Origin of the sequence: Lentzea alba, assembly GCF_011067745.1 — a bacterium.
Lineage (GTDB): Bacteria > Actinomycetota > Actinomycetes > Mycobacteriales > Pseudonocardiaceae > Lentzea > Lentzea alba.
In genome coordinates this window covers 100,794-113,969 of the sequence record NZ_JAAMPJ010000017.1, presented here as the reverse complement: position 1 = coordinate 113,969, position 13,176 = coordinate 100,794, and the positions used below count along the sequence as shown (strand labels likewise).

Here is a 13,176-nt window from a genome sequence, read left to right as displayed (position 1 = left end):
GAGAGTTGGGCCACTTGGACGCAACCCTGATTTCTAACCGTACGAGCGTTCGGCGTAATGTTCCCCGGATCCGCCGTGACATCGTTGACACGAGAGGACGATGATCGTGAGCGCCCCTAGCGCCAGCATCTCCGCGCAGGACAAGGGCTTCTTCGGGCACCCCCGAGGCCTGTCCACGCTGTTCTTCACCGAACTCTGGGAACGGTTCTCGTTCTACGGGATGAAGGCCATCCTCGGCCTCTACCTGTGGACGGCCGTGTCCGAAGGCGGTCTGGGCGTCGACAAGGCGCTCGCGCTGTCCGTCGTCGCGATCTACGGCACCGCGGTCTACATGTCCGGTGTCGCCGGCGGCTGGCTGGCCGACCGCGTGTGGGGCGGCCAGCGGGCGACGTTCTACGGCGGCGTGCTGATCATGTGCGGTCACATCGCGCTGGCGCTGCCGATCGGCATCACGGGCGTGTACCTCGGCCTGGTCTTCATCGTCATCGGCACCGGCCTGCTCAAGCCGAACATCTCGACCGTCGTCGGCGGGCTCTACGAGAAGCACGACACGCGTCGCGACGCCGGCTTCACGGTGTTCTACATGGCGATCAACATCGGTGGCTTCGTGTCGCCGTTGATCACCGGCGCGCTGGCCGACGGCATCAGCTTCCACGCCGGGTTCGCCGTCGCCGCGGTCGGCATGGCGCTCGGCCTGATCCAGTACCGGATCGGCCGCAAGAACCTGCGCGGCTCGGCCGCCGTGGCGCCGAACCCGCTGCCGCCGGCCGAGAAGGGGCGCGTCTACGGCCTCATCAGCGGCGTCGTGGTCGCGATCGGCGCGCTGGGCGTCGTCTCGTACCTGCTGGGTGGCGTCGAGGGCGTCATCCTCATGATCAGCATCATGTCGATCGTCCTGCCGATCACGTACTTCACCGTGATGCTGCGCAGCAAGAAGACGCTGCCGGAGGAGAAGCCGCGCGTCCTCGCGTACATCCCGCTGTTCATCGCGGCGGCGATGTTCTGGCTGATCTTCGAGCAGAGCGCGTCGGTCATCGCGGAGTTCGCCGACTCGCACGTCGACAACCACGTGTTCGGCTGGGAGTTCCCGGTCGCCTGGTTCCAGTCGATCAACCCGATCATGATCATCGTGCTGGCGCCGGTGTTCGCGTGGCTGTGGCTGAAGCTCGCTGACCGCGCGCCGGGCACGCCGCGGAAGTTCGCGGGTGCTTTGGTGCTGGTCGGTTTGTCGTTCGTGCTCATGTACTTCGCGAGCAACTCGGCTGCCGACGGCAAGGTGACGCCGCTGTGGCTCGTGGTGATGTTCCTGATCATGACCGCCGGTGAGCTCATGCTGTCGCCGGTCGGCCTGTCGGTGACGACGAAGCTGGCGCCCAGGGCGTTCGCCTCGCAGACGATGAGCCTGTGGTTCCTCGCGGTGTCGGCCGGTACCGGTGTGGCCGCGCAGCTCGTGAAGTTCTACACGACGAGCCCCTCGGCGTACTTCTTCACGCTGGGCGGCGCCGCGATCGTGTTCGGTGTCGCGCTGGCCGTCGCGGCTCCGGCGATCCGCAAGCTGATGTCCGGCGTCGAGTAGTTGATGAGGGGAGCTTTCATAAACCTGAGGTTTATGAAAGCTCCCCTCATCAACAAGGTGAGAGGGAGGCCCGTCGCGGCGGCGGTGCGGCGGGTCTCCCTCTCACCTTCAAGGATGCACTACGCAGATGTGTCATTGGGGCACGAACATTGCTCCAGCCGGGTGAAGTCGAGCACGTGCTGCGACGAAACTCGCCCCACGTCAGCTCTAGTTCACTGCCAGTGACCGTTTGGTTTCGTTCGCGCGCACCGGAAGTCGCAACGCGCCGCGGATGAGCTTCGACTTCCGCCGCGCCATCGGGCCGTCCGGTGCGAGGTTCGGGAAGCGCTTGAACAACTCGTGCAACGCGACCGCGCCCTCGATGCGGCTCAGCCCCGCACCGATGCAGTAGTGGATGCCGGCGGAGAACGCCAGGTGCTCGCGCGCGTTGGACCGCGTCGGGTCGAACTTCAGCGGGTCGGCGAACACCCGCGGGTCCCGGTTCGCCGCCGCCAGCATGAGCATCACCGGCATGCCCTTCGGCAGTGACACCCCGGCGAGCTCGAGGCGTTCCTTCGGCCAGCGGATCGTGTACTGCACGGGCGGGTCGAGCCGGAGGACCTCCTCCACGAACCCCTCGGCGTACTCCGGGCTCTGCGCGAGCGGCGCGACGGTGTGCGGGTTCTCGAACGCCTTCAGCACGCCGTTGCTGATCAGGTTGACCGTCGTCTCGAACCCGGCGAACAGCAACAACCCAGTGGTGGCAACGAGATCCTCACGGCTGAGGTCGTCGTGCTGCGTCACGAGGTAGCTGACGAGGTCGTCCTGGGGGTTGTGGCGGCGTTCGTCGATGAGCACGTCGATGAAGTCGTTGTACTCGACGATGGTGGCGTGCAGGTTCTTCAGCTGCTTGTGCGACCACACGCCGTCGAGCGTCTCGGCGAGCGAACTGCCCCAGCGGGCGAAGATCTCCTTGTGGTCGTCGGGCACGCCGAGCAGGTCCGCGATGACCTGGATCGGCACCTGTGAGGCGAACTCGCTGACGACGTCGAACCGGTCGTCGAGTCGGTCGAGGTAGTTCCGGACGATCCGCTGGATGGACTCGGTGCGGTCCTTCAACGCTCTGGGCGTGAAGAACGGCTGCACGAGCTTGCGCAGCCGGGTGTGGTTGGGCGGGTTCATCATCAGGAACGAGTCCTGCACCGGGTTGACGATCTTCTCGCCGTTGTCGATCAGCTCGACCTTGGGCCCCATCGACGCCTCGTCGAAGGTCGCGACGAGGAACCGGTTGTCCCGCAGCACCGAGTCGCAGATCGCGCGGGACGGCGTCACGTACGCGCCCATGCGGCTGCGGACCATGTCGCCCTTCGCGCGCACCTTCTCGTACATGGCGTACGGATCGCGGTCCGGCGGCGAGGCCATGACACCCGCGTACGGGTCACCGAAAAGCGCGTAGCCGCGGACGAGGGTGCGCAGCGCGAAGAACTGGGCGGTGGTCTTCAGCGTGGACATGCGTCCACATTGAGGTTTGAGTGAAGAACCTTCAAGACCTGCGGCGGTGGCGGCGCACGGTTTCTTCGACCAGATCGAGCACCGGTTCCATGTCGTCCGCCGGAAGGCCCATCGCGAGGTGCGAGACGAGGCCTTCGAGGACCAGTTCCAGGAAGTTGGTCAGGACCGTCACGTCGACGTCGTCGCGCAGGTTGCCGGCCTCGCGCTGGCGGATGAGGCGCTGCCGGGTCGCGGCCGTGAGCTGTTCGGACCGCTCGGCCCACCGCGCGCGGAAGTCCGGGTCGGTGCGAAGCCTGCGGGAGACCTCCAGGCGCGTGCCCAGCCAGTCCGCCGCGTGCTCCTCCTCCCGTTTCTCCGGTTCGTCGAGGAGGTCGCGCATGACCTGGACGAGGCCCTGCTCGGCCACCACGTCGGCCATGCGGAGGGCGTCGTCCTCGGCCAGCGCGAGGAAGAGCGACTCCTTGTCGCGGAAGTGGTGGAAGATGGCGCCGCGGGAGAGTCCCGTCGCCTCTTCGAGACGGCGTACGGTGGCACCTTCGTAGCCGTGACGCGCGAAACAGGAACGCGCGCCGTCGAGGATCTGACGGCGGCGGGCGTCTAGGTGGTCCTGACTGACCCTGGGCACCGGTAGATGGTCGCAGGGGGAGGGTGGGAAATCCAATCCGTACGTACGGATTGGACACGTCCGTCAGTGTGATCTTAGCGGCGATCCTCGCCGGAATCCCTTTAGTGTGGATCATCGGGCGGGCCTGCGCGGACGTGCGCGGCGTCACCAATATCCTCCATCGCCATGGAGACCCAGGAGATCATCAAGCTGTCGACGCTCGCGGAGCGTCTCGGGTGGCAGCGGCGCGCCTCCACAGGCGTGCACGTGGTCGATCTGCTGGTGAGCCAGACGGTCGTGGATCTCATTGCCGCACTGGCGCAAAACCGGGACTCGTAACGGTATTGGGTAAGCGCTTTCCCGCACGTCGCGCAGGGGTTGACAGCAGTTGACTCGTGGTGGTGTGATCTGCGCGACAGTTAGGAAAGTTTCTATCCAATAGCTGCACACCGCCGCCGCATGGAGTGATCCCCCTACCCCGTCTTGTGGGAGGCACAACAGTGGCACCGAGCAGAGGTCGGGCGTTGCGCGCGCTCGGCACGATGGGTGTCGCGTTCGCGACAACCATCGCAGTGATGTCGGTACCGGAGTCGGCTTTCGCGGCGCCGGTCAGGTACGAGGCGGAGAACGCGACCATCTCGCAGGGCGTGGTCGAGTCGAACCACGCCGGGTTCTCCGGGACCGGGTTCGTCAACGTCGACAACGTCGTGGGGAGCTCGGTCGAGTTCACCGTGACCGCGTCGAAGGCCGGCCAGGCGAAGCTGGTCATCCGCTACGCCAACGGAACCGCGGACAACCGGCCGGTCGACGTGAGCGTCAACGGCGGCCTCGCGGTCGACGAGCGCGCCTTCGCGGGCACGGGGGCGTGGACGACGTGGGTGTCGGTGGACAACACCGTGAACCTGAACGCGGGCGCCAACAAGATCAAGCTCACGTCCACGGGTGCCACCGGCGGGCCGAACCTCGACTACGTGGAGGTCGAGGAGACCGACGCGGTGCCCGCTCTCGAGCAGGAAGCGGAGAACGCGACGGTCTCGCAGGGCGCCGTGGAGTCCAACCACGCCGGGTTCTCCGGCACGGGCTTCGTCAACTACGACAACGTGGCCGGCTCGTCCGTCGAGTACACGATCACCGCGGACCAGGGTGGTGAGCACGAGCTGACGTTCCGGTACGCCAACGGGACGACGACCGACCGGCCCGTGAGCGTGACCGTGGACGGTGCGGCCGCGCAGACGGTGTCGTTCCCCGGCACCGGCGCGTGGACGACGTGGCAGACGCGGACCGCGAGGGTCGCGTTGCACGCGGGCGCCAACAAGATCAAGGCGACCGCGACGACCGCGAACGGTGGCCCGAACGCGGACAAGCTGTCCGCCGTGCTGGTCGGCCCGGTCGACAACGAGCCCCCGACGCCGCCGAAGAACCTGCAGTTCGTCAGCTCGACGTCCAGCACCGTGTCGCTGAAGTGGGAAGCGGCCACGGACAACATCGGTGTCGTCGGTTACGAGATCTACCAGCACGGCCAGCACGTCGCGAGCGTCGGCAATGTCCTGGAGGCGACCGCCACCGGTCTGCAGCCCGACACGGACTACGACTGGACCGTGTTCGCGAAGGACCGGGCGAACAACGTCTCGCAGGCCTCCAACAACGTCATCGGACGCACCCAGCCCGCGCCGCCGGACACCCAGGCGCCGACGGTGCCCGGCAACCTGCGTTCGCCGGCCAAGGGTGCGACGTCGGTCGACCTGGCTTGGAACGCCTCCACGGACAACGTGGGCGTCACCGGCTACGACATCTACGTCAACGGCCAGAACCGGCAGTCCGCGGACGGCACCGCCACCTCGGCGACCGTCGCCGGGCTGACCACCGGCACCGAGTACGCGTTCAAGGTCCTGGCGAAGGACGCGAAGGGCAACCAGTCCGGGTTCTCCAACGAGATCAAGGTGACCCCGGCCGCGGGTGGCCCGACCGGCACGCCCGACCCCGGCGCGGTGTCCACGATCGCGTCCGGTGTCGACGTCGCGTGGGGCGTGGTGTTCCTGCCGGACGGCTCGGCGTTGTTCAGCGAGCGCAACACGTTCAACATCTACCGGCTGACCAAGAGCGGCACGAAGACGCTGGCCGGCAAGATCAGCCAGGCGGTCGGCACCAACGGTGAGGGCGGTCTGCTCGGCCTGGAGGTCTCGCCTTCGTTCGCGACCGACCACTGGCTGTACGTCTACCACACGGCATCCGAGGGCAACCGCGTCATCCGGATCAAGTACGAGAACGGCGCGCTGGTGCAGAGCTCGTACCAGATCCTGTTGCAGGGCATCGCGAAGAACCGCTACCACAACGGCGGCCGCCTGCGGTACGGCCCGGTGGACGGCAAGCTGTACGTGTCCGTCGGTGACGCGCAGAACCCGGACAACAACCCGCAGAACAACAACTCGCTCAACGGCAAGATCCTGCGGATCAACCTGGACGGCTCGATCCCGTCCGACAACCCGTTCGGCAACGCAGTCTGGTCGAAGGGCCACCGCAACCCGCAGGGCCTCGACTTCGACTCGAAGGGCCGGCTGTGGGCGGCGGAGTTCGGCGACTCCACGCAGGACGAGGTCAACCTGATCACCAAGGGCGGCAACTACGGCTACCCGGCCTGTGAGGGCACCTCGGGCAGCTGCTCCGGGTACATCGCGCCGAAGAAGACCTGGTCGACGTCGCAGGCCTCGCCGTCCGGGATCACCATCATCAACGACCACGTCTTCGTGGCCACGACGGTGGGGCAGCGGGTCTACCGCCTGCGGATCGACGCGAACGACAACCTGGTCGACCAGAAGGTGTACTTCCAGGGCACCTACAACCGCCTGCGCACGGTCGAGGTCGACCACGACGGCGACATCTGGCTGACCACGTCGACGGACAAGGACGGCACCGCGAACAACGACCGCGTCCTGCTGATCGACATCCAGTACTCGGGCGGTGGTGGCGGCGGCTTCAAGCTGACGTCCTCGGCATTCGCGGACGACGCGATGATTCCGGCCAAGCACACGTGCGCGGGTGATGGTGTCGCGGGCCAGGACCCGTCGCCGCCGCTCGCGTGGGGTGCCTCCACCGGTGCCGCCGGTTACGCCATTGTTTTCGCGGACCGGGTGAACAACGGCAACAAGCTGCACTGGGCGATTTGGGACATTCCGGCTGCGACGTCCTCGTTGCCGGAAAATCTCGGTTCCGGCTTCACCGTGCCTGGTCAGGGCGGGGCGAAGCAGAAGGCGATGGGGTCCGGTGCGAATTCGCAGAAGTTCTTCGGACCCTGTCCCGGTGGCTCCACCAACCCGTACACGTTCACGTTGTACGCGTTGAACACCGCGACGGTTCCGGGAATCACTTCGTCGTCCACGATGGCGCAGATCGAAACGGCGATCAAGAACGCGTCGACGGCCAACACCGTGTTGCGCGGGCGTTCCAACGCCCGTACGTGAGTTGATTTCAGGGTCCTGGCTGTGCACACGCGTGCGCACAGCCAGGACCCTGATTCGTAAGGTTTTCAACCCGTGCAACTGTCAGACCCCGCGTGTAGCGTCGAACGCGCCAGACGATCACGGGGAGTGTGGCAGCGTGACTGCGTTGCGTAATCAACCGGCGCCGGCGAGGTTCGCCGACCGCGCTGAGGCCGAGGCCTACGTGGCCTCGGTCTGTTTCAAACACGGGCCTCCGAGGTTGTTCGGCGTGGAGCTCGAATGGACCGTGCACCACGCCGAAGACCCAGGTCAGACGCTAGACAAGCACAGGTTGGCCGCTGCTCTCGGTGAGCACGCGCCACCCACCCTCGTTCCGGACAGCCCCCAGCGGCCGCTTCCCAGCGGCACCCCGTTGACCGTCGAACCGGGCGGGCAGGTCGAGATCTCCACTCCTCCCTGCACCAGCCTCCCGGACCTCTTCCGCACGGTCACCGAAGACATCTCCCAGCTCACCGCCCTGCTGGCGGACCACGGTCTCGTGCTCGGCGACCGCGGTGCCGACCAGCACCGCAGACCCATGCGCATGCTCCAGGTGCCGCGCTACGCCGCGATGGAGCACGCGTTCGGCCACCTCGGCCACGACGGCATCTCGATGATGTGCAACACCGCCGGTCTCCAGGTCTGCCTGGACTTCGGCGAGGAGAAGCACCTCAGGGACAGATGGGCCGCCGTGCACCAACTCGGGCCGGTGCTCATCGCGTTGTTCGCGAACTCGCCAAGCATCGGCGGCATGCACGAAAACTGGGCGTCGGCGCGCATGCGGACGCTCTACGGCACGGATCCCGTGCGCACCAGACCAAGTGCTGTGTGCGCCGATCCGGCACAGGCTTATGCGCGGCGGGTCATCGACACGCCCGTGATCGTCGTGCGCGGCCCGAGTCCGAGCTGGATTCCGCCGCGCAGACTGACGTTCGGCGACTGGATCGAAGGGGCGCTCGACCGCAGCCCCACCAGCGACGACCTCGACTACCACCTGACCACGATGTTCCCGCCGGTGCGACCACGCGGGTACATCGAGATCCGCTACCTCGACACACCCGCGCCGGGCGGGTGGATCGCGCCGAGTGCGCTGCTCGTCGCGCTGTTCAGCGACCCGTCCGTGGTGGACGGTGTGCTGGCGGCGACCGAACGGGCGGCCGGGCGGTGGCTCGTCGCCGCCCGGCACGGAATGGCGGACGAACGCATTGCCAGAGCGGCGAAAGACGTTGTCGCGCTGGGCATCGAGTCGTTGCACCGCACCGGTCTTTCTCATGACCAGATCAGCACCATCAGTCGGGAGCTTGAGGGGAAGCTGTGACCGAAGAACTCCGCGAGCACGTGGCGGAGGAACTGTTGCGTTCGCGCGCGCGTTCCACCGCTTTGACCGACGCCGTCGACGAGCACGACCTCGTCCGGCAACACTCGAAGCTGATGTCGCCGCTGGTCTGGGACCTGGCGCACATCGGCAACCAGGAAGAGCTCTGGCTCGTTCGCGACGTCGGCGGACGCGAACCGGTCCGCAGCGACATCGACGAGTACTACGACGCGTTCAAGTTCGCCAGGAGCGTGCGGCCCGAGTTACCGCTGCTCAGTCCTGTCGAGACCCGCCAGTACGTGGGAGACGTGCGCGGCAAGGTGTTCGACGTGCTGGAGAAGGTCCCGCTGGAGGGCCGCCGGCTCGTCGAGAACGCCTTCGCGTTCGGCATGATCGTGCAGCACGAGCAGCAGCACGACGAGACGATGCTCGCCACGCACCAGCTGCGCACCGGCGAACCGGTCCTGCACGCACCGCCGCCGCCCACCGGAAACCTCGTGCCCGCAACGGAAGCGTTCATTCCGGGCGGACCGTTCGAAATGGGCACGTCGGACGAACCGTGGGCGCTCGACAACGAACGGCCGGCGCACACCGTCCACGTCGACGCGTTCTTCATCGACACCACCCCGGTCACCAACGCCGAGTACGCCGAGTTCGTGCTGGCCGGCGGTTACGACGACCGTCGACTGTGGACGGACGCGGGCTGGCAGCACCGGACGACGGCCAAGCTGGTGGCGCCGCGGTTCTGGCACCGCGAGGGGAACTCGTTCAGCCGCACCGCGTTCGGCGTCACCGAACCGATCGTGCCGGACGAACCCGTGGTGCACGTGTGCTTCCACGAGGCCCAGGCGTACGCGACGTGGGCGGGCAAGCGGCTGCCGACCGAGCAGGAGTGGGAGAAGGCCGCCCGCTACGACGCCGAGACCGCGACGACGAGGCGTTATCCGTGGGGCGACGAGGATCCGGCCGAGATCCACGCCAACCTCGGGCAGCGGCACCTGCGTCCGGCACCGGTCGGCGCGTACCCCAAGGGTGCCTCGCCCGCGGGCGTGCACCAGCTGATCGGTGACGTCTGGGAGTGGACCTCTTCGGACTTCCACGGCTATCCGGGCTTCGAGGTCTTCCCGTACCCCGAGTACTCGAAGGTCTTCTTCGGACCGGACTACAAGGTGCTGCGCGGTGGTTCGTTCGGCACCGACAAGTCCGCGATCCGGTCGACGTTCCGCAACTGGGACTACCCGATCAGAAGGCAGATCTTCGCGGGCTTCCGCTGCGCCAGGGACGCCTGAGAGATGTGCCGCCATCTGGCTTACCTGGGCCCCGCCCTGCCCTTGGCCAGGCTGCTCTTCGACGCGCCGCACTCCCTGGAGCGCCAGTCGTACGCACCGAAGGACATGCGGGCCGGTGGAACCGTGAACGTCGACGGCTACGGCGTCGGCTGGTTCCCCGGCCCGGTCCGGTACCGGCGCGCCGGCACGTTGTGGAGCGACGCGAACCTGCGGCAGCTGGCGACGACCGAGGCTTCCGCCTTCCTGGCGGCGGTGCGGTCCGCGACGGTCGGCATGCCCGTCGCGGACGCCGCCTGCGCGCCGTTCACCGACGGCACGTGGCTGTTCAGTCACAACGGACGGGTGGACGGCTGGCCGCACACCGTGGCGGGGCTCGCGAAAACGCTCGACGTGACGGATCTGCTGACCATGGACGCGCCGACGGACTCGGCGCTGCTGTGGGCGGTCCTCAGACGTCGCCTGGAGACCGGGAAGAACCCGGACCAGGTGCTTGTTGAACTCGTGCGGGAGGTTGCGGACGCGGCTCCGAAGTCGCGCCTGAACTTCCTGCTGACCAACGGAAAAGTGCTCGTGGGGACAACGTGGACACACGCCCTGTGGGTATTGGTTCAGGGACAGAGCGTGACGCTCGCGTCCGAACCGCTTGACGACGACCCGGGCTGGCGGGAGATCCCCGACCGGCACGTGGTCACCGCCGCTCCATCCACTGTGGAGGTTCGACCACTATGACCGAGCCGGTGCTGGACGTTCATCTCAAACCGGAGGACGCCGCACACGCGCTACGTGCCGACGTGCGGGCCGGACTGACCGCGAACCCCAAGTGGGTCTCGCCGAAGTGGTTCTACGACGCGGTGGGCAGCGAGTTGTTCGAGGACATCACGCGCCTGCCCGAGTACTACCCGACGCGCGCCGAACGCGAGGTGCTCGCCGACCGCGCGGCCGAGATCGCCGCCACGACCGGGGCGCATTCGCTGGTGGAGCTGGGGTCCGGGTCGTCGGAGAAGACCCGGTTGCTGCTCAGCGCGTTGCGTGAGCACGGCACGTTGCAGGAGTTCGTGCCGCAGGACGTGTCGGTGTCGGCGTTGACCGACGCCGCGCACGCGATCATGGCCGACTACCCGGGCCTGCGGGTGCACGGCGTGGTCGGCGACTTCACGCAACACCTGTCGTTGCTGCCGGGTGAGTCGCCGCGCGTGGTGGCGTTCCTGGGCGGCACGATCGGCAACCTCATCCCGGAGGAGCGGGAGAAGTTCCTCCGCACGGTCCGTGATGTGCTGGAGCCGGGGGAGTGGCTGCTGCTCGGCACGGATCTCGTGAAAGATCCCGCAACGCTGGTGCGGGCGTACGACGACGCGCAGGGCGTCACGGCGGAGTTCAACCGCAACGTGCTGAACGTGCTCAACCGCGAGGTCGGCGGAGACTTCGACGTCGAGGCGTTCGAGCACGTGGCGTTGTGGAACGCCGAGCAGGAGTGGATCGAGATGCGCCTGCGCGCCAAACGAGACATGCGGGTGACGATCGCGGAACTCGGCTTGACCGTCGATTTCCACGCCGGCGAGGAACTCCGGACCGAGGTGTCGGCCAAGTTCCGCGAGGAAGGCGTGCGTGAAGAGCTGGAATACGGCGGATTCGCGTTGCATCGTTGGTGGACTGACACCGAGGGAAGGTTCGCGGTTTCGCTCGCCCAGGCGGTGTAACCGGGACAACACCCTCCGATAGGCGGGTACAAGCGGTCCGTCGACAGTGATGGGCTGCATCGATGACTCCTGCAACTACGCGTGCCGTGCGCGTGGCGCTTGTCAGTGCGCTCGCGCTCGGCACCGTCATCTCCGGTCTGGGCGCCGCCTCGGCCCAGCCCGAAGCCGCATCCACCGCCAGACCTGCCGCGTGGGGACCGTGCGCGGCCGACGTGCTCGCGGAGATTCCCGCCGCCCAGCGCGACAAGGTCAGCTGTGCCGTCCAGGAAGTGCCCGTCGACCACTCGCGCCCGCGTGGTGACAAGACGGGCGTCATCATGATGAAGCGCCCGGCGCTGAACCCGGCGAAGAAGATCGGCTCGCTGTTCATCAACCCCGGCGGCCCCGGTGGCGCCGGCCTGATCTACAGCGCGTACGGCTCCAGCTTCTTCACCCCGGAGATCCTCGAGAAGTTCGACCTCATCGGCTTCGACCCGCGCGGTGTCGGCCGCAGCGCGCCGCTGCGCTGCTTCCGCACCCAGGAGGAGGCCGACGCGGTCAACGAGGGCTGGTTCGCGCTGCCGATCACCAAGGACGAGATCGCGAGCTCCATCCGGCAGTCCAAGGTCTACACCGACTACTGCGGGATCAACGCCGGCCCACTGCTCAACCACATGTCGACCGAGGCCGTCGCCCGCGACCTCGACGTCATGCGCGAGGCCGTCGGCGACCGCCAGCTGACGTTCGTCGGCTTCTCGTACGGCACGCTGCTCGGCGCGACCTACGCGAACATCTTCCCAGCCAAGTCGCGTGCGCTGGTCCTGGACGGCAACGTCGACCCGCAGCTGCGTCTGACCAACGGCGCGCAGTACGACCGTGAGCGTGCTCGCGGTTTCGAGATCGCGTTGGACGCGATGCTCAAGCGTTGTGACTCGGTCGGCGTGGAGAAGTGCGCGTTCGCCGGTGGTGCTCGCAAGAAGTTCGACAACATCCGCGAGAACCTGCGCAAGGGCCCCACGACGTTGCCCGGCGGTGTTGTCGTCACGCTGACCGACCTCGTCGGCCGCACGGCGAGCAACCTGTACAGCCCGCCGACGTTCAAGGCCCTGACGACCTGGCTGCAGTCGATCCACGCCGCGCAGAACCCGTCGGCCGCTGCGGCTTTGGCCGTTCAGTCCGTTGTGGACGTTCCGATGCTGAACAACCTCAGCGGTCGCGCGGACGTGCGCGTGCTGCCGGAAACGCCGTACACCAGCGACGACTCGTATTACGCGGTGAACTGCACCGACAAGCCGTTCACGAAGTCGAACCGCAACTGGGCTTCGACGGCGGCCAAGTGGGAGAAGGAGTCGCCGACGTTCGGCCGCTACCAGGCGGCGTCCGACCTGCTGACCTGCCCGACGTGGCCGGCGCGCCACCCGGACCGCTGGATCGGCCCGTGGAACCGCAAGACCAAGAACCCGATCGTCGTGGTGGGCAACTACTACGACCCGGCGACGCAGTACCTGTTCTCGCAGCGCATGGCCAAGCAGCTCGGCAACGCGCGGCTGATCAGCGTCGACGCGTTCGGTCACTGCATCCTCGGTGACTCGGCCGGTGCCGACGCGGCGGTGACCCGTTACCTGGTCGACCTCACCGCTCCGGTGAACGGATCGGTCTACCAGCCGAACGTCCAACCGTTCTGATTCGTCCGTGAGGAAGGGTTGTGTCCTTGTCGTCTCTGGGACACAACCCTCCGAACGACGGGTA

General features: G+C 67.1%; 10 protein-coding genes. 8 read left to right on the top strand and 2 right to left on the bottom strand.

Features of this window, described 5'->3' with window-relative positions; genetic code table 11:
• Window positions 1–100 precede the first annotated feature (100 nt).
• A complete protein-coding gene (locus G7043_RS43050; RefSeq protein WP_166054667.1) occupies window positions 101–1,576 on the top strand; it encodes a peptide MFS transporter in 1,476 nt (491 codons plus the stop codon).
• Window positions 1,577–1,783: 207 nt separating this feature from the next.
• On the opposite strand, the gene G7043_RS43045 is transcribed toward G7043_RS43050, so the two are convergent.
• Together G7043_RS43045 and G7043_RS43040 are read right to left on the bottom strand one after the other, a co-directional pair.
• Window positions 1,784–3,067, bottom strand: coding sequence for a cytochrome P450 (locus G7043_RS43045; RefSeq protein ID WP_166054664.1), 1,284 nt, complete (start codon window positions 3,065–3,067; stop codon window positions 1,784–1,786).
• Between the two features lie 31 nt (window positions 3,068–3,098).
• Window positions 3,099–3,692, bottom strand: a complete 594-nt coding sequence (locus tag G7043_RS43040) for a TetR/AcrR family transcriptional regulator (protein WP_166054662.1) — start codon at window positions 3,690–3,692, stop codon at window positions 3,099–3,101.
• A gap of 165 nt (window positions 3,693–3,857) precedes the next feature.
• Here G7043_RS43040 and G7043_RS43035 point away from each other — a divergent pair, with 165 nt between their 5' ends.
• The 7 genes from G7043_RS43035 (at window position 3,858) to G7043_RS43005 (ending at window position 13,112) form a co-directional block, all read left to right on the top strand.
• The gene (locus tag G7043_RS43035; protein WP_166054660.1) at window positions 3,858–4,010 is read left to right on the top strand and encodes a hypothetical protein; all 153 of its coding nucleotides are present in this window, start codon (window positions 3,858–3,860) and stop codon (window positions 4,008–4,010) included.
• A 203-nt stretch (window positions 4,011–4,213) separates the two neighbouring features.
• A complete protein-coding gene (locus G7043_RS43030; RefSeq protein ID WP_207312520.1) occupies window positions 4,214–7,129 on the top strand; it encodes a PQQ-dependent sugar dehydrogenase in 2,916 nt (971 codons plus the stop codon).
• A 247-nt stretch (window positions 7,130–7,376) separates the two neighbouring features.
• Window positions 7,377–8,465, top strand: coding sequence for a glutamate-cysteine ligase family protein (locus G7043_RS43025; RefSeq protein ID WP_313888370.1), 1,089 nt, complete (start codon window positions 7,377–7,379; stop codon window positions 8,463–8,465).
• Window positions 8,462–9,751, top strand: coding sequence for an ergothioneine biosynthesis protein EgtB (gene egtB, locus G7043_RS43020; protein WP_166054656.1), 1,290 nt, complete (start codon window positions 8,462–8,464; stop codon window positions 9,749–9,751). The genes G7043_RS43025 and egtB overlap by 4 nt, the downstream gene beginning before the upstream one ends.
• Window positions 9,752–9,754: 3 nt before the next feature.
• The gene (egtC, locus tag G7043_RS43015; RefSeq protein ID WP_166054653.1) at window positions 9,755–10,480 is read left to right on the top strand and encodes an ergothioneine biosynthesis protein EgtC; all 726 of its coding nucleotides are present in this window, start codon (window positions 9,755–9,757) and stop codon (window positions 10,478–10,480) included.
• The gene (gene egtD, locus G7043_RS43010) at window positions 10,477–11,448 is read left to right on the top strand and encodes an L-histidine N(alpha)-methyltransferase (RefSeq protein ID WP_166054651.1); all 972 of its coding nucleotides are present in this window, start codon (window positions 10,477–10,479) and stop codon (window positions 11,446–11,448) included. Before egtC ends, egtD begins: the two co-directional genes overlap by 4 nt.
• A 62-nt stretch (window positions 11,449–11,510) precedes the next feature.
• Complete coding sequence (locus tag G7043_RS43005) at window positions 11,511–13,112, top strand: alpha/beta hydrolase (RefSeq protein WP_207312489.1); 1,602 nt, start codon at window positions 11,511–11,513, stop codon at window positions 13,110–13,112.
• The last annotated feature ends 64 nt before the right edge of the window (window positions 13,113–13,176 follow it).